The 16,921-nt window shown below is 61.5% G+C and carries 14 protein-coding genes and 1 pseudogene; 9 read left to right on the forward strand and 6 right to left on the reverse strand.

Translation table 11 applies throughout. The annotated features are described in order from the left end of the window. Nucleotides 1–29: 29 nt before the first annotated feature. The 9 genes from NIBR502773_RS17215 (at nucleotide 30) to NIBR502773_RS17255 (ending at nucleotide 10,864) form a co-directional block, all read left to right on the forward strand. Nucleotides 30–959, forward strand: a complete 930-nt coding sequence (locus NIBR502773_RS17215) for an alpha/beta hydrolase (RefSeq protein WP_141156522.1) — start codon at nucleotides 30–32, stop codon at nucleotides 957–959. 103 nt (nucleotides 960–1,062) lie between these two features. Beyond that, nucleotides 1,063–2,034 (forward strand): prolyl aminopeptidase, encoded by a 972-nt coding sequence (gene pip, locus NIBR502773_RS17220; protein WP_027605045.1) that lies wholly within the window; start codon nucleotides 1,063–1,065, stop codon nucleotides 2,032–2,034. After that, entirely contained in the window at nucleotides 2,031–2,468 is a 438-nt protein-coding gene (gene dtd, locus NIBR502773_RS17225) for a D-aminoacyl-tRNA deacylase (RefSeq protein WP_076951701.1), read from the forward strand. Before pip ends, dtd begins: the two co-directional genes overlap by 4 nt. 266 nt (nucleotides 2,469–2,734) lie before the next feature. Continuing rightward, a complete protein-coding gene (locus tag NIBR502773_RS17230; protein WP_141156523.1) occupies nucleotides 2,735–4,471 on the forward strand; it encodes a glucan biosynthesis protein G in 1,737 nt (578 codons plus the stop codon). Continuing rightward, entirely contained in the window at nucleotides 4,464–7,034 is a 2,571-nt protein-coding gene (gene mdoH / locus NIBR502773_RS17235) for a glucans biosynthesis glucosyltransferase MdoH (protein WP_065940762.1), read from the forward strand. Before NIBR502773_RS17230 ends, mdoH begins: the two co-directional genes overlap by 8 nt. A 177-nt stretch (nucleotides 7,035–7,211) precedes the next feature. Further along, the gene (locus tag NIBR502773_RS17240) at nucleotides 7,212–8,021 is read left to right on the forward strand and encodes a transporter substrate-binding domain-containing protein (RefSeq protein ID WP_141156524.1); all 810 of its coding nucleotides are present in this window, start codon (nucleotides 7,212–7,214) and stop codon (nucleotides 8,019–8,021) included. A 210-nt stretch (nucleotides 8,022–8,231) separates the two neighbouring features. Beyond that, a complete protein-coding gene (locus tag NIBR502773_RS17245; protein ID WP_065940764.1) occupies nucleotides 8,232–9,029 on the forward strand; it encodes a transporter substrate-binding domain-containing protein in 798 nt (265 codons plus the stop codon). A 148-nt stretch (nucleotides 9,030–9,177) separates the two neighbouring features. Next, entirely contained in the window at nucleotides 9,178–10,137 is a 960-nt protein-coding gene (locus tag NIBR502773_RS17250) for an amino acid ABC transporter permease (protein ID WP_053140470.1), read from the forward strand. Then, nucleotides 10,130–10,864, forward strand: coding sequence for an amino acid ABC transporter ATP-binding protein (locus NIBR502773_RS17255; protein WP_027605038.1), 735 nt, complete (start codon nucleotides 10,130–10,132; stop codon nucleotides 10,862–10,864). Before NIBR502773_RS17250 ends, NIBR502773_RS17255 begins: the two co-directional genes overlap by 8 nt. A gap of 12 nt (nucleotides 10,865–10,876) precedes the next feature. Here the strand turns inward: NIBR502773_RS17255 and NIBR502773_RS17260 are convergent, their stop codons facing one another. The 6 genes and pseudogenes from NIBR502773_RS17260 to tatB form a co-directional block, all read right to left on the reverse strand. Beyond that, nucleotides 10,877–12,784 (reverse strand): methyl-accepting chemotaxis protein, encoded by a 1,908-nt coding sequence (locus tag NIBR502773_RS17260; protein ID WP_168209005.1) that lies wholly within the window; start codon nucleotides 12,782–12,784, stop codon nucleotides 10,877–10,879. A 165-nt stretch (nucleotides 12,785–12,949) separates the two neighbouring features. Then, nucleotides 12,950–13,822 carry a methyl-accepting chemotaxis protein gene (locus NIBR502773_RS31320; RefSeq protein WP_371856075.1) on the reverse strand — a complete coding sequence of 291 codons (873 nt, stop codon included), beginning with the start codon at nucleotides 13,820–13,822 and terminating at the stop codon, nucleotides 12,950–12,952. A gap of 33 nt (nucleotides 13,823–13,855) precedes the next feature. Next, a pseudogene (locus tag NIBR502773_RS31325) lies at nucleotides 13,856–14,866 on the reverse strand (methyl-accepting chemotaxis protein); the annotation flags it as partial. 127 nt (nucleotides 14,867–14,993) lie between these two features. Then, nucleotides 14,994–15,701, reverse strand: a complete 708-nt coding sequence (locus tag NIBR502773_RS17270) for a 16S rRNA (uracil(1498)-N(3))-methyltransferase (protein ID WP_141156526.1) — start codon at nucleotides 15,699–15,701, stop codon at nucleotides 14,994–14,996. After that, nucleotides 15,698–16,489 (reverse strand): twin-arginine translocase subunit TatC, encoded by a 792-nt coding sequence (gene tatC / locus NIBR502773_RS17275; protein ID WP_092490204.1) that lies wholly within the window; start codon nucleotides 16,487–16,489, stop codon nucleotides 15,698–15,700. Before tatC ends, NIBR502773_RS17270 begins: the two co-directional genes overlap by 4 nt. Beyond that, nucleotides 16,486–16,914: a Sec-independent protein translocase protein TatB gene (gene tatB, locus NIBR502773_RS17280; RefSeq protein WP_141156527.1), complete on the reverse strand. Its 429-nt coding sequence runs from the start codon at nucleotides 16,912–16,914 to the stop codon at nucleotides 16,486–16,488. The genes tatC and tatB overlap by 4 nt, the downstream gene beginning before the upstream one ends. Nucleotides 16,915–16,921: the final 7 nt, after the last annotated feature.

Genomic DNA, 16,921 nt, shown 5'->3' on the forward strand with positions numbered 1-16,921 from the left:
TGAACCTGCCGCGCCAGAGATCATCGCGTATGTACCCGATATCCCCGCAACTCGCCGCCTTCGTCGCAAAAACCGAGTCCTTCACCTGCGCCGACTCTTCCCTGACGAGCCAGCGCCAAAGTTACCAGCGCATGTGCCAGGCATTCACCCCGCCGAAACCGGAAGGCTTGCAGCTCAGGGACTTCACCCTGGCTGGCGTGGGCGTGCGCAGTTATCTGCCCCCCGCACCGCCGCCCGCCGATGGCTGGCCATGCCTCCTCTATATACACGGCGGTGGCTGGGTGGTCGGCGGCCTGGATTCCCACGACTTCATCTGCTTCGAGCTGGCCAATGCCCTCCGGGTGCTGGTGATCGCCATCGACTACCGCCTGGCGCCCGAGCACCCATTCCCGGCTGCATACGACGACTGTCGCGCGGTGTGGCAGGCGATCCAGGCAGAGGAGGGCCCGCACGCCATCGATCGGCAACGCCTGGCGGTGGTCGGTGACAGCGCAGGCGGCAACCTGGCGGCGGCGTTGTGCCTGGGGTTGCGCAATGATGGCCAGCCTATGCCGCGGGCCCAGGTCCTTATTTACCCCGGGCTGGGCGGCCCGGCCGATTTGCCCTCGCGCCGTGACTGCATGGATGCACCGCTGCTCAGCACTGCCGACACCGACTACTACCTGGCGCTCTACCTGCGCGATTTGGCTAAACCATCGCCCTATGCCATGCCGCTGCTGGCCGATGATTTCAGTGGTTTGCCCAAGGCCTTGATCGCAGTAGCCCAATTCGACCCGCTGCGCGACGACGGCATGCTGTACGCCGAGCGCCTGCAACAGGCCGGTGTGCCTGCACTGTTGTATCCGGGCAAAGGCCTGGTCCACGGCTGTCTACGCGCAAAGGGCCAGGCCCCGGAGGTGGATCGGCTGTACGGCTACCTGTTGGATTACCTGAGGAGCGAACTACTGACGCAGCTCTAAGCGCTCAAGGACATGCTCATTGCACAATTCGGGTTTATAGTGCCAGACGGCAAAATAAAAGACGTCCCCCCAGGGATGAACCCGACCCCCTACGGAGCGCGCAATGCAGACTTGGTACCCGCAGATCAAACCCTACGCCCGGCACGATCTGGCCGTCGATGACACCCACACGCTGTACGTCGATGAAAGTGGCTCCCCCGAAGGCTTGCCTGTCGTATTCATCCACGGTGGCCCTGGCGCCGGTTGCGATGCCCAGAGCCGCTGCTATTTCGATCCCAACCTGTACCGCATCGTCACCTTCGACCAGCGTGGCTGCGGCCGTTCCACCCCGCGCGCGAGCCTGGAAAACAACACCACCTGGGACCTGGTCGCCGACCTCGAGCGCATCCGCGAACATCTTGGCATCGACAAATGGGTGCTGTTCGGCGGCTCCTGGGGCTCGACCCTGGCCCTGGCCTACGCGCAAACCCACCCCGAACGTGTGCATGGCCTGATCGTGCGCGGTATTTTCCTCGCCCGCCCCCAGGACATCGAATGGTTCTACCAGGCCGGTGCCAGCCGCCTGTTCCCGGACTACTGGCAGGACTACATCGCGCCGATTCCCGCCGATGAGCGTCACGACATGATCGCGGCCTACCACAAGCGCCTGACCGGCAACGACCAGATCGCCCAGATGCACGCCGCCAAGGCCTGGTCCGGCTGGGAAGGGCGCATGCTCGGCCTGTGCCCGAGCCCGCAGCACGTGGAGCGCTTTTCCGAGCCTCAGCGCGCGCTGTCCATCGCGCGTATCGAGTGCCACTACTTCACCAACAACTCCTTCCTGGAGCCCAACCAGCTGATTCGCGATATGCACAAGATCGCCCATCTGCCTGGCGTCATCATCCATGGCCGCTACGATATGATCTGCCCGCTGGATAACGCCTGGGAGCTTCATCAGGCTTGGCCGAACAGTGAACTGCAGGTCATCCGTGAAGCGGGCCATGCGGCGTCCGAGCCCGGGATTACCGATGCACTGGTACGCGCGACTGGCGAAATGGCGCGGCGCCTGCTTGATCTGCCGCCAGAAGAAGCATGAAGGGCTTGCTGCAACGGGTGCGCGGCGCCCGGGTCGAAGTGGCGGGCGAAATTGTCGGGGCGATCGACCAGGGTTTGCTGGTGCTGGTGGCCGTCGAACCTTCAGATACGCCCGAGAGCGCCGACAAACTGCTGCACAAGCTGCTTAACTACCGGGTGTTCAGCGACGACGAGGGCAAGATGAACCTGTCGTTGAAGGATATCGATGGGGGATTGCTGCTGGTATCGCAGTTCACTTTGGCGGCGGATACCAAGAGCGGCCTGCGGCCGAGCTTTTCCACCGCTGCCCCGCCGGCCCTGGGAGCGGCGCTTTTTGATCACTTGCTGTTACAAGCGCAACAATTGCATGGCAAGGTGGCCTCGGGGCGTTTTGGCGCGGATATGCAGGTGCATTTGGTCAATGATGGCCCTGTGACCTTTCTCTTACAGACATGAATGTATTAAAAACGACTTTAATGCCTAAAAACGTAGGGTTTCGCTACAAATACTTCGTTGTCCCTGATGCGTTGTCTCGCGGGCTACTAGATAATCGCGCGCTACGGGGATCAGCGTTGTTTGGTCCATTTTTGACTTAGGTAGAGACTTGTCCGATAACCACTGGGGAATCATTTTGACCCAGGGGAGTCGGAACAATGCTCGCCAACCTGGCATATAGATAGCTGGCCGTTGGTTTTTTGATCTGTTTTCGGCGAGGGTTGCTCGTGATTGTTAGTCCCTGTAATGCACCAAAATTGTCTGCCAAACGGTTACGAAACGCACTGGTGACGGGCTCCGCCCTGTTTTGCCTGTTCGGCGCGGGTCAACTGTGGGCATTCAGTCTGGATGATGTGTCGGCCAAGGCAAAAGAGCTGGCCGGGCAGAAATACGAAGCTCCGCGCAGCAATCTGCCGAACGAATTCCGCGAAATGAAGTTCGCGGACTACCAGAAGATTCGTTTCCGCAACGAAAAAGCCGAATGGGCCGATCAGAACACTTCGTTCAAGTTGTCCTTCTATCATCAGGGTATGCATTTCGATACACCGGTGAAAATCAACGAAGTGACCGCCGACAGCGTCCAGGAAATCAAATACGACCCGACTCGCTTCGATTTCGGCGACGTGAAGTTTGATCCTAAAGCCACCGAACAGCTGGGTTATGCCGGTTTCCGTGTGCTGTACCCGATCAACAAGGGCGACAAGCAAGACGAAATCATGACCATGCTCGGCGCCAGCTATTTCCGCGTCGTCGGCAAGGACCAGGTCTATGGCCTGTCCGCCCGTGGCATGGCGATCGATACCGCGCTGCCGTCGGGTGAAGAGTTCCCGCGCTTCACCGAGTTCTGGATCGAACGTCCAAAACCGGGTGACAAGCACCTGGTGATCTTTGCCCTGCTGGATTCCCCACGTGCGACCGGTGCCTATCGCCTGATCCTGCGTCCGGGCACCGACACGGTTGTCGATGTGAAATCCCAGATGTTCCTGCGTGACAAGGTCAGCAAACTGGGCGTTGCTCCGTTGACCTCCATGTTCCTGTTCGGCGCCAACCAGCCGTCCAAGGTGCTCAACTACCGTCGCGAGCTGCATGACTCCAGCGGCCTGTCGATCCATGCCGGCAACGGCGAGTGGATCTGGCGCCCCCTGAACAACCCTAAACACCTGTCGGTCAGCAACTTCACCGTGGAGAACCCGCGTGGGTTCGGCCTGCTGCAACGCGGTCGCAACTTCAGCCACTACGAAGACCTCGACGACAACTACGACAAGCGCCCGAGTGCGTGGATCGAGCCTGAAGGCGACTGGGGCAAGGGTTCCGTCGACCTCGTGGAGATCCCGACTGCCGATGAAACCAACGACAACATCGTTGCGTTCTGGAGTCCGGCCGAGTTGCCGGAAGTCGGCAAGCCGCTGGAAGTGGCCTACCGCCTGCACTGGACCCTCGATGATGCCGCGTTCCATTCGCCGGACAGTGCCTGGGTCAAGCAGACCCTGCGCTCCACCGGTGATGTGAAGCAATCCAACCTGATCCGTCAGCCGGATGGCAGCGTGGCGTACCTGGTGGACTTCGAGGGCCCGTCCTTGAAGAAACTGCTGCCGGACGCCCCGGTGCGTAGCCAGGTGAGCGTGAGTGACAACGCCGAGCTGGTAGAAAACAGCGTGCGCTACAACGAACACACCAAAGGCTGGCGCCTGACACTGCGTATGAAGATCAAGGACGCAGGCAAGCCGACCGAGATGCGTGCAGCCCTGGTCCAGGACATCACGCCGCCTGAGCCTGAGCATGTTTCGACCCAGGTGCTGAAGGCCGATAAGGTTCTGGCCAAGCAACACGAGAAACAGGCCAAGAAAGACGCGAAAGACAAGGAAGCCAAGCAGCCAGAAGCTGCCCCAGCCACACCGGAGCCGATCAAGACCGAGCAAGTCCTGACCGAAACCTGGAGCTATCAGTTGCCTGCCGATGAGTAATTCTCAAGTCCAGCCAGAGACTCTCTCCGAGTACCTGGCGCATCTTCCGATGACCGCTGAGCAGCGCGCCGAGTTGGCGGGCTGCACATCCTTCACCGAGTTGCACGAGCGCTTGTCGTCCAAGGCGTTCGATGCACCCGTCGACGCCGCCCAGGCGTCGGTGGGTCGCCGCTTGACCCTCAGCACGGCCGAAGAGCTGCAAGACGCCGAAATGCTCGGGCTCGACGCCAGTGGGCGCGTGTGCCTCAAGGCCACGCCGCCCATCCGCCGTACCCGCGTGGTGCCTGAGCCGTGGCGCACCAATATCCTGGTGCGCGGCTGGCGGCGGATCACCGGCCGCAGCAACCCGCCGGCCCCGCCGAAGGATGAGCGCGTATTGCCGGCAGCCCGCTGGCGTACCGTGGGTTCGATTCGTCGTTACATCCTGCTGGTGCTGATGCTCGGCCAGACCATCGTGGCCGGCTGGTACATGAAAGGCATCATGCCGTACCAGGGCTGGTCGCTGGTCGACTTCGACGAGATCCGCAACCAGACCCTGCTGCAAACCGCCACCCAGGTGCTGCCTTACGCCTTGCAGACCAGCATCCTGATCATGTTCGGGATCCTGTTCTGCTGGGTCTCGGCCGGTTTCTGGACTGCATTGATGGGCTTTCTCGAACTGCTCACCGGCCACGATAAATACCGGATTTCCGGTAAAAGTGCCGGCGACGAGCCGATCCCGAAAGACGCGCGCACTGCGCTGGTCATGCCGATCTGCAACGAAGACGTGCCGCGGGTATTCGCGGGTTTACGCGCGACGTTCGAATCGGTGGCCGCCACCGGTGACCTCGATCGTTTCGACTTCTTCGTGCTCAGCGACAGTAACGAGGCCGACATCTGCATCGCCGAGCAGCAAGCCTGGCTCGACGTCTGCCGTGAGGCGGGTGGCTTCGGCAAGATCTTCTATCGCCGCCGTCGCCGACGCGTGAAGCGTAAAAGCGGCAACCTCGACGACTTCTGCCGTCGTTGGGGCGGCGACTACAAGTACATGGTGGTTCTCGACGCCGACAGCGTGATGAGCGGCGAATGCCTGACCAGCCTGGTGCGCCTGATGGAAGCCACGCCGGATGCCGGGATTATCCAGACCGCGCCGCGTGCGTCGGGCATGGACACCCTGTATGCGCGCATGCAGCAATTCGCCACCCGCGTGTACGGCCCGCTGTTCACCGCCGGCCTGCACTTCTGGCAGCTGGGTGAATCCCACTACTGGGGTCACAACGCGATCATCCGCATGAAACCGTTTATCGAGCACTGCGCCTTGGCGCCATTGCCGGGTAAAGGGGCATTCGCCGGGTCCATCCTGTCCCACGACTTCGTTGAAGCGGCGCTGATGCGCCGTGCCGGCTGGGGCGTGTGGATTGCCTACGACCTGCCGGGCAGCTACGAAGAACTACCGCCGAACCTGCTGGATGAACTCAAGCGTGACCGTCGCTGGTGCCACGGCAACCTGATGAACTTCCGCCTGTTCCTGGTCAAGGGCATGCACCCGGTGCACCGCGCGGTGTTCCTGACTGGCGTGATGTCCTACCTGTCGGCACCGTTGTGGTTCCTGTTCCTGGTGCTGTCGACGGCCTTGCTGGCGGTCAACACCCTGATGGAGCCGCAGTACTTCATGGCGCCACGCCAGTTGTACCCGCTGTGGCCGCAATGGCATCCGGACAAGGCGGTGGCGCTGTTCTCCACCACCATCGTGCTGCTGTTCCTGCCGAAATTGCTGAGCATCATCCTGATCTGGGCCAAGGGCGCGAAAGAGTTCGGTGGCAAGTTCAAGGTAACCATGTCCATGCTGCTGGAGATGCTGTTCTCCATGCTGCTGGCGCCGGTGCGGATGATTTTCCACACCCGTTTCGTGCTCGCCGCGTTCCTCGGCTGGGCCGCGACCTGGAACTCGCCGCAGCGTGACGACGACTCCACCCCGTGGGGCGAAGCGATCAAGCGTCACGGCACGCAGACCCTGCTGGGCTTCTTCTGGGCCCTGCTGGTGGTGTGGTTGAACCCGAGCTTCCTGTGGTGGCTGGTACCGATCGTGGGTTCGTTGATGCTGTCGATCCCGGTGTCGGTGATCTCCAGCCGGGTCAACCTTGGCCTGAAGTCCCGCGATGAGAGCCTGTTCCTGATCCCTGAGGAATACAATCCGCCGCAAGCGTTGCTGTCCACCGACAAGTACACCCACGAAAACCGTTGGCACGCGCTGAAAGACGGCTTCGTGCGCTCGGTGGTCGACCCGCAGCAGAACGCCCTGGCCTGTGCCCTGGCGACCTCGCGTCACGGTCAGGCCGAGCCGATCGAGTACCTGCGTACCGAACGTGTGCGCCACGCGTTGAAAGTCGGCCCTGCCGGCCTCAACAACGGCGAACGCCTGGCGTTGCTCAGCGACCCGGTAGCCCTGGCCCGCTTGCATGAGCAGATCTGGAGCGAAGGGCACGCCGAGTGGCTCGCTGCCTGGCGTAATTCGATCAAGGCCGACCCGCACGCGCCGTTACTGCCGCTGCAACCGCTGTCGTCCCAGGCCCAACCGGCCTGATTCAGGCGCCCCCGAGGGTTCACTTCGGGGGCGTTCGAAGCGCTGGTCCTACAGCGTTTTTCTACCGCCCTAACTCCTTGTTATTTCGAAACAAAAGTCCCTTGTTCGAGGCATATTTGCGTGCCCGCGAGTGGGGTAGGATCGCCCCCCAAATTTGACTCGATCACAGGGGGATTCATGATCAAAAGGTATTGTTCGGCATTGCTGATCGGCGTTATCGCATTGATTCACAGTGGTCTGGTGCAGGCCGGTGCCATCGACGATGCGGTTCGGCGTGGTGTGTTGAAAGTGGGTACTACGCCCACCTATGTCCCCTTTGAAATGACCGATAAAGAGGGCCGTATCGTTGGCTTTGAAATCGACCTGCTCAAGGTGATGAGCCAGGCCCTGGGCGTTGAGCTTGAATTGGTCAGCGTGCCCTATACCGAGTTGCTGCCTGGGCTGCAGGCGAAAAAGTTCGACCTGATCGGCAGCGGCATGACCGTCACCCAGGAGCGCAACCTGAAGCTGAATTTCAGCGACTCCTTTATCGTGGTGGGGCAAACCGTATTGCTGCACCCCAGCCTGAGGGGCAAGGTCACCAGTGTCGAAGACCTGGACGACGCCACTTACCGCGTCACCACCGTCCAGGGCACCACTGGCGAGGCGGCGGCGCAACGCTTCCTGGGGGCGGCGCGCTTGAGCAGTTTTGCAACGCCCCGGGAGGCTGTGCACCAAGTAGTGAACGGTGCCGCCGATGCCTTTATTTATGATGCGCCCTACAACCTGATCGCCCTGAGCTTGCCGGAAAACCGCGAGCTGCTGGCGCTTGAACAGCCATTCACCTTTGAACCCTTGGCATTTGGCGTGAAAAAAGGCGATTTTGACAGCCTCAACTGGATCAACCATTTCCTCAATCAAGTCGCCCAGGACGGGACCTACGATCGCTTGCACGACAAGTGGTTCAAGGACATGGACTGGCTGGTAGAGGTCGACTGGAAGTCATAACTTCTTACACATCAACCCGTTGCCAGCGCTGCCAACGCAAGCGTCTATCCCAGCAGTTGGCTGCGTTGTTGTGGGACTTTTCCGACATACGCAGATAACAAATACCCGTGAAACCTTTGTGACAGGCAATGAGTGGGTTAGGATCGCACCCCGAATTGGTGCAGCCCTTTTGCGCGCCGACCGTATAAGAATCGTTCAGGGGACTTGATGATGAAAAAGTATCTTTCGATGCTGCTGCTCGGCGTTGCCGCGCTGGTTGCGGCCAATGCCGCCCAGGCCGGTGCCATCGATGATGCGGTCAAGCGCGGCACGCTGAAAGTCGGCATGGACCCGACCTACATGCCGTTCGAAATGACCGACAAACGGGGCGAAATCATTGGGTTCGAGGTCGATATCCTCAAGGCCATGGCCAAGTCCATGGGCGTCAAGCTCGAGCTGGTGTCCACCGGTTATGACGGCATCATCCCGGCGTTCCTCACCGGCAAGTTCGACATGATCGGCAGCGGCATGACCCTGACCCAGGAACGCAACCTGCGCCTGAACTTCAGCGAGCCCTTCATCGTGGTTGGCCAGACCCTGCTGATCCGCAAGGACCTGGAAGGCACCATCAAGTCCTATAAAGACCTGAACGACGAGAAGTACCGCCTGACCTCCAAGCTCGGCACCACCGGTGAGATGGTCGCCAAGAAGCTGATCTCCAAGGCCAAGTACCACGGCTATGACAACGAGCAGGAAGGTGTGCTGGACGTGGTCAACGGCAAGGCCGATGCCTTCGTGTATGACGCGCCGTATAACGTGGTCGCCGAGAAAAAAGTCGGTAACGGCAAGCTGGTGTTCCTCGAAGAACCCTTCACCTTTGAACCGCTGGCGTTCGGCCTGAAGAAGGGTGACTACGACAGCATCAACTTCATCAACAACTTCCTGCACCAGATCAAGAACGACGGCACCTACGATCGCATCCATGACAAGTGGTTCAAGAGCTCCGAGTGGCTCAAGGACATGGAATAAAGCGGGGAGCGGGTTTGCCTTCATGCCGTTCAGTCAAGACGCAGAAAGGGCCACAGGTATGGTGTTCGCTCTTAACTGAACGGCATGAGAGCAAGCCCGCTCGCTACATGAGGTGTGCGGGCCTCGATTTTTTTTGGATGCTGAGTAGATGAAACAGAAAAAAGCCCAATGGCCCTGGCACCTGCTAACCGTCGTCGTGCTGGTCGGCCTGGCTGGCGCCTTGTACTACGCCACCTCGCTGATGTCCTACGAATGGCGCTGGAACCGGGTCCCGCAATACTTCGCCTACCAGGCCGAAGAGTCCCAGCGCGCTGCGGACATCTCCACTGTCGTGGAGCTGGTCCGCAAGGGCGATGTGGCCGAAGTCACCCTGCGCAACGATGCCGGCGTCGAACAGCGCGTGAGCGTGGCCGACAACAGCCTGCAAGTGGCGCGCGGCGATGATGTGGCCGAAGGCGATGTCATCGGGGTTAACCGCCATTGGGCGTTGGGCCCCTTGATGTGGGGCCTGTGGACCACGTTGTGGCTGTCGGTGGTGTCCGGGATCCTCGGCCTGGCGATTGGCCTGGCCACGGGGTTGTGCCGACTCTCCACTAATCCGACCCTGCGCGATCTGTCGACGATCTACGTCGAACTGGTGCGTGGTACGCCGTTGTTGGTGCAGATTTTCATTTTCTACTTCTTTATCGGCACGGTGCTCAACCTGTCTCGGGAGTTTGCCGGGATCGCCGCGCTGTCACTGTTCACGGGCGCGTATGTGGCGGAAATCGTCCGCGCCGGCGTGCAGTCCATCACCCGTGGCCAGAACGAGGCGGCTCGTTCCCTGGGCCTGAGCGCCAGCCAGTCGATGCGCCATGTGGTGCTGCCGCAGGCCTTCAAGCGCGTGTTGCCGCCGCTGGCCGGGCAATTTATCAGCCTGGTGAAAGACACCTCGCTGGTCTCGGTGATCGCGATTACCGAGCTGCTCAAAAGCGGTCGCGAAGTGATCACCACCTCGTTCTCGCCGTTTGAAATCCTGTTCTGCGTCGCAGGGTTGTACCTGCTGATCAACCTGCCGCTGTCGAAAATGGCCAGCCGGCTTGAGCGGAGGCTCGCCCAAAGTGATTGAAGTCCGCGATCTGGTGAAAGTCTTCGATACCCGCGGGCATGTGGTGCGCGCGGTGGACCATGTGACCACCCAGGTGGCCAAGGGCGAAGTGCTGGTGGTGATCGGCCCGTCCGGCTCCGGCAAGTCCACGTTCCTGCGTTGCCTCAATGGCCTGGAAGAGTTCGATTCCGGCTCGGTGAGTATCGATGGCCTGCAACTGGCCGACCCGAAAACCGATGTGAATGCCTATCGCCGTGAAGTCGGCATGGTGTTCCAGCACTTCAACCTGTTCCCCCACATGACGGTGCTGGAAAACCTGTGCCTGGCGCAAAAAGTCGTGCGCAAGCGCGGCAAGAAGGAGCGCGAAGCCAAGGCCCTGGCGCTGCTGGAAAAGGTCGGCATTGCGCAGAAAGCCAACGAGTTCCCGTCGCGGCTTTCCGGCGGCCAGCAACAGCGGGTGGCGATTGCCCGGGCGTTGGCGATGGAGCCCAAGGTGATGCTGTTCGACGAGCCCACCTCGGCCCTCGACCCGGAAATGGTCGGCGAGGTGTTGGACGTGATGAAGACCCTGGCCCTGGAAGGCATGACCATGGTCTGCGTCACTCACGAAATGGGTTTTGCCCGTGAAGTGGCGGATCGGGTGCTGTTCTTCGATCATGGCAAATTGCTGGAAGATGCGGCCCCGGCCGAGTTCTTCGCAGCGCCCAAAGACCCGCGCGCCCAGGCGTTCCTGCGCCAGGTGCTATAGGGCGCGGGGCGTTCATACCTTGAACCGCCCCACGCATTGCTGCAAATCCGTTCCCAGCCGCGCCAGTTCGATACTGGCCGCTGCCGTCTGTTCACTGGCGGCGGCGGTTTGCTCCGAGGCGTCGCGTACTTTCAATACGCTGCGGTTGATCTCTTCGGCCACCGCACTTTGCTCCTCGGCGGCAGCGGCGATCTGCGGGTTCATTTCCTGGATGACCGACACCGTGCGGGCGATCTCCGTCAGGGAGTCCCCGGCATTGCGGGCCAGGCCGACACTGTTGTCGGTCAGGGTGCGGCTGTAGTCCATGATGTCGGCCACTTGTTGGGTTCCGCTGTGCAGGCCGCCAATCAGCTCTTCGATTTCCTCGGCGGACTGCTGGGTCCGTTGGGCGAGACCGCGCACCTCATCGGCGACCACCGCGAAGCCTTGACCGGCCTCGCCGGCTCGTGCGGCTTCTATCGCGGCGTTGAGCGCCAGCAGGTTGGTCTGCTGTGACACGGACTTGATCACATCCAGCACACTGCTGATTTTCTGGCTTTCCCGTTGCAGCCCCACCATGGCCTGACCCGCGCGCGCCATTTCATGGGCAAGGTGCTCGATTTGCGCCACGGCATCCGTCACCACCTGATCGCCCAGCTCAGTCTGTTGATTGGCCTGTCCGGCGGCGAGCGAAGCCTGCTCGGCGTGGCGCGCAACCTCCTGGGCGGTGGCGAGCATCTGGTTCATGGCGGCGGCGACCTGCTCGGTTTCATCGCGCTGATGATTCACCCCGGCGCGAGTTTGTTCGGTCACGGCGGAAAGCTCTTCGGCGGCGCTGGCAATTTGCCGAGCGTTGTCGCTGATGTTGCCAATCAGCCCCCGCAGGTTCAGCGTCATTTGGCTCATGCTGCGTTGCAGTTGGCCCAACTCGTCACGCCGTCGGGACTGCACGTCGTGGCTCAGGTCGCCCTGCGCAATGCGATTGGCAGCGGACAGCGCTTTGCGCAGCGGTTTCACGATTTGCCCGGCAATCAGCCAGGCCGCCAGGGTGCCCAGCAGCAAGGCGGCAGCAGTTGTACCAAGGGTTTGGGTGCGGGCTTGTTCGGCTTCGCGTTCGCGCCGTTGAGTCTGGTCCTGGCTCAAGAGATCGCTCTGGGCGAGCAGTTGGTCCAGTTGCTGTTCCAATTGATTTTGCGCGCCCTCGGTTGTGAGTTGCGTGTCCTTGAGGCGTGTGAGGTGGGTGCGGATACTGAGCACGGTATTTTTCAGGGCGCCGCTGTCGACCGGCAATTTTGCTACGCCCGCCTGGGCGAGTTCGAGGTTGCGCTCGGCGTCGCTGACGGCCTGGGCGTAGGCATCCAGCGAGCTGGCGGCCCAGGCAGGGGTTTGGGCACGATCCTCCGCCTGCTCTATGGCCTGGCGCAGGTTTTCGATGGCATCGAGGGCTTTTTCATCCTCCTGGTCGGGTAAGTCGCTGGCCAGTTGTGCCAGTACATCGCCGGTGCGTACGGAGCTCTGCTTGAGCTGTTCACGGGCACTCTCACGTGTCTCGACCAGCGCGGGCACCTCCTTGAGCGTGGCTTTGAACGTTGCAGAAAGGCGGGTCATCTCCTGCAGGTACTGAATGGGTTTTGGGGCTTTGAGGCGGTTGGAAAGCTCGCTCAGGAGCCCGTCTATTTTTTCTATGCTCACGCTCAATTTGTTGAGGCTGTTGGTATCGTCCAGGGTGCGGTAAACGATTCGGTCGGCCCGCAGTTCTTCACCCGTCACGGCCAATTGCGCGAGCACGGTCAGGGTCTGCGAGCGGTAAAGGGACGCGGCCAGCGCCTGCCAGCCAGTCACGGCAATCACAAGGCTCAAGGCCAGGACCAGGGAGAAGCCCAGGGCCAGTTTGAGAGTGACACTGGCGTCACCCAACAGGTAAGTCATTCGACGAAGCATGATCAACCTCCGACAAGTGAACAGTGGGCGTTCTCAACATGCGCAGGCACATTGAGCTGAATTGAACGCTAGTTCTCTCGGCGCAGAGGTGGGGCTGATAAACGCGTAGGAAATTTCACAGATTGCAGGCGGCGACCCAGGGCGGGTCGCCACGCGGGGAAGGGGTCAGACCCGGAAGCGGCCGACCAGCGCCTGGAGATGAGTGCCCAGGCGCGCCAGTTCGGTACTCGATGCGGCGGTCTCTTCACTGGCCGAAGCCGTCTGCTCGGAGATATCGCGCACGTTCAACACACTGCGATTGATCTCTTCCGCCACGGCGCTTTGCTGCTCGGCGGCGGTGGCGATCTGGGAGTTCATCGCCTGGATGGTCGAGACCGTACGTGTGATGTTCTCCAAGGCGCTGCCGGCGCGGCGCGTCAACTCGACACTGCTGTCGGTGAGGCCACGGCTGTTGTCCATGATGTTCGCCACCTGCTGGGTGCCGCTTTGCAGGCCGACGATCAGCTCTTCGATCTCTTCGGTGGACTTCTGGGTGCGCTGGGCCAGGCTGCGCACTTCATCGGCCACCACCGCGAAACCGCGTCCGGCTTCGCCGGCCCGCGCCGCTTCAATGGCCGCGTTGAGCGCCAGCAGGTTGGTTTGCTGGGCCACGGACTTGATCACATCGAGCACGCTGCCGATCTTGTCGCTTTCGCGCTTCAGATCGGCCATGGCGACCGTAGAGTTGCCGACTTCAGTGGCCAGGCGTTCGATCTGGGCGATCGCTTCGCCGACCACTTTGTCGCCTTCGCGGGCCTGCTGGTCGGCGGCCACTGCGGCTTCCGAGGCTTCCTCGGCATTGCGCGCCACTTCCTGCACGGTGGCGGCCATTTCATTCATGGCGGTGGCCACTTGGTCGGTCTCGACTTTCTGGCTGTTGACCCCCGCGTTGGTTTGTTCTGTGACGGCCGACAGTTGCTCGGCGGCGCTGGCGATCTGGGTGACCCCTTCGCTGATGCCGCCGATCAACTCGCGCAGGCCCACGGTCATGCTTTGCATGGCGCGTTGCAATTGGCCCAATTCATCCTGGCGCAGTGAAATGAGGTTGTGGCTCAGATCACCCGAGGCGACGCGCTCGGCCACTTCGAGGGTCTGGTTCAGCGGAAGAATGATCTGCCGCGTGATGGCCCAGGCCGCTACCAGTCCGAAGACCAAGGCAAGCACGGTGGCCAGCAGCAACAGGCTCTTGGCTTGGGCTGCGTCGGTATCGCGCACGACGGTCTGGGAGAGGGTCAGTTTTTTACTGCGCTCAAGCAAGATGTCGCCCTGCTCGCCCATCTTTTTCATGGCGGCGGTACTCGCGACCTGGGAGTCTCGGTATTGGCTGACGGCCGCGCGGTAGGCTTGCAGCGAAACGCTGGCCTGCTGCAGGTTGGTTGCGTACTGCTCAGGCAGCGTGCCGTTGAGGGTGGTGATTTTCTTCAGGGCGTTATCAATGGCGTCCAGGGCCGGCTGTTCTGCTTCAACCTTGCCGCTGTAGGTGTAGCCGCGCACCTGGAAGCGCGCCTGTTGGATCAGCTTGCTCAGCTCGACCACGCTGTTGAACTGGGTGACGCTGTCGCCTTGCAACAGGGATTTTTCGATCTCGCCGATCTTGAGCACCGCATTGTCGGCCGTATCGCCCAGCTTGCTACGGGCGTTTTCACGGTTGGCGCCGGCCTGGACCATATCGTCGAACGCATGCTTGTATTGGGCGATCGCGGCCAATTGCTCGTCCACCAGCAGATTGTCGGCGGGTTGATCGATCAAGGTGTCGGCGGTTTTCAGGCCGCTTTCAAGCTTGCTCATCAGCTCGTTGACCGCCGTCGGGCCTTGTTCGCCCCGGCGCATTTCGTAGTCCAGGCGCGCCAGGCGCAGGTCCTTGGTCAGCTCATTGAGGCTGGAGATGTAACCCAGTTTGTCGCCCCGGCTGATCACGCTGCCCAGGCCGCTCCAGCCGGTGAAGGTGATCATCAGTGTCAACAGCAATACCAGGCCAAAGCCCACCGCCAGCTTGGTTTTGACGCTGACATTCCCCAGTTTTTCGGCTAACCAACGATACATGCTGCGAACTCCCCTGGAACAAAGCTTGGACTTATTCACGGGTTATCGGCCTGCATACGGGATTCTGTAGCGACGCTCTACCCTGTGGGAGGGAGCAAGCCCCCTCCCACAGGGATATGCGGTGTGGTTAGAAAAGGCGGGCGAGCAGGGCGGTGACGGCCGTTTCGACGCGCAGGATGCGGGCGCCCAATTGCACCGGCTGCAAGCCGGCCTTGGCCAGCAGGTCCACCTCATAGGGGATCCAGCCACCTTCCGGGCCTATGGCCAGGGTGACCGGTTCATCCAGCCCACGGGGGCAGGGTGGGTAGTCGCCGGGATGGCCGATCAGGCCAAGGGTGCCTTCGGTCATGGCCGGCAGGCGGTCTTCGACGAAGGGCTTGAAGCGCTTTTCGATAACGATTTGCGGCAGCACCGTGTCCCGTGCCTGTTCCAGGCCGAGGATCAGTTGTTCGCGAATGGCCTCGGGCTCCAGGAAGGGGGTCTGCCAGAAGCTTTTTTCCACCCGGTAGCTATTGACCAGCACCACTTTCGGCACGCCCATGGCCGCCACGGTTTGCAGGACCCGGCGCAGCATCTTCGGACGTGGCAGGGCCAGCAGCAGGGTCAGGGGCAATTTGGCCGGCGGTGGTTGGTCGAAGCTCACTTGCAGTTCGGCTTCGCGGGCTTCCAGGCGCAGCAATTGCGCGTTGCCCATCAACCCGCCAAGGCGCCCGACCCGCAGGCTGTCGCCTACGGCGGCGCGGTGGACTTCCTGCATATGCACCAGGCGCCGATCACGCAGGATCACCCGGTCGGCCGCGATAAAGTCGGCATCGAACAGCAGCAGCAGGTTCACGGCTGGGTCGCTGGCGGCTGGTCGTCGTCGGCGGGTTGGTCATCCGGGTGATCGCCACGCTTGCTGATCAGGCCGCTGAACAGGATGCCGATCTCGAACAGCATCCACATTGGCACGGCCAGCAGGGTCTGGGAGAAGATGTCCGGCGGCGTGAGGATCATGCCGACCACGAAGCAGCCGATGATCACGTACGGGCGGATTTTCTTCAGGTACGCCACGTTGACCACGCCGATCCACACCAGCAGCACCACGGCCACGGGGATTTCGAACGCCACGCCAAAGGCGAAGAACAGCGTCATCACGAAGTCGAGGTAGCTGGTGATGTCGGTCATCATTTCCACGCCGGCCGGGGTGGCGGCGGCGAAGAACTTGAAGATCAACGGGAACACCAGGAAGTAGGCGAAGGCCATGCCGGTATAGAACAGCAGGATGCTCGACACCAGCAAGGGCACGGCGATGCGCTTCTCATGCTTGTACAGGCCCGGCGCGATAAAGCCCCAGATCTGGTGCAGGATCACCGGGATCGCCAGGAACAGCGAGACCATCATCGTCAGCTTCAACGGTGTGAGGAAGGGCGACGACACATCGGTGGCAATCATCGTCGCGCCGGCCGGCAGGTACTGGCGCAACGGCGTGGAGACGAAGGTGTAGATCTGCTGGGTAAAGGCGAACAGCCCGGCAAAGATCACGAAGATCGCGGCCACGCAACGCAGCAGGCGGGTCCGCAGCTCGGTCAGGTGCGAGACCAGCGGCATATGCTGGTCGTTTTCCGGTTTATCAGCGCTCATGGGGCTCGCGGCGGCAATGTAGGGTCATGGGGCGCGGGCGACGCAGCGGGCGTCGGCGCAGGCTCGGTTGCAGCGGTCGGGGTCGGGGTCGGGGCGGCTGGCGGGGTATCCACCGCAGGCGCAGGCGCAGGCGCGATGCTGTGCTCGGCCACAGGCTCCACCGGTTTGGCGGGCTCCTGCACCGGCGACAGGATCTTCCGGGCTTCCTGTTCCAACGACAGAATATGTTCGTTGTGCAGTTGGCGACGGATCTCGTCGGCGCCGATTTCCCGTTCAACTTCCTGTTTGATGGCGTTGAAACTGCGTTTCAGGCGCCCGATCCACAGGCCGGCCGTGCGTGCGGCACCGGGCAGGCGTTCCGGCCCCAGTACCAGCAAGGCAACCAGGCCGACGAGCAGCAGTTCAGAGAAGCTGATACCAAACATTAGTCAG

The organism is Pseudomonas sp. NIBRBAC000502773 (assembly GCF_006517195.1).
Classification (GTDB): domain Bacteria; phylum Pseudomonadota; class Gammaproteobacteria; order Pseudomonadales; family Pseudomonadaceae; genus Aquipseudomonas; species Aquipseudomonas marginalis.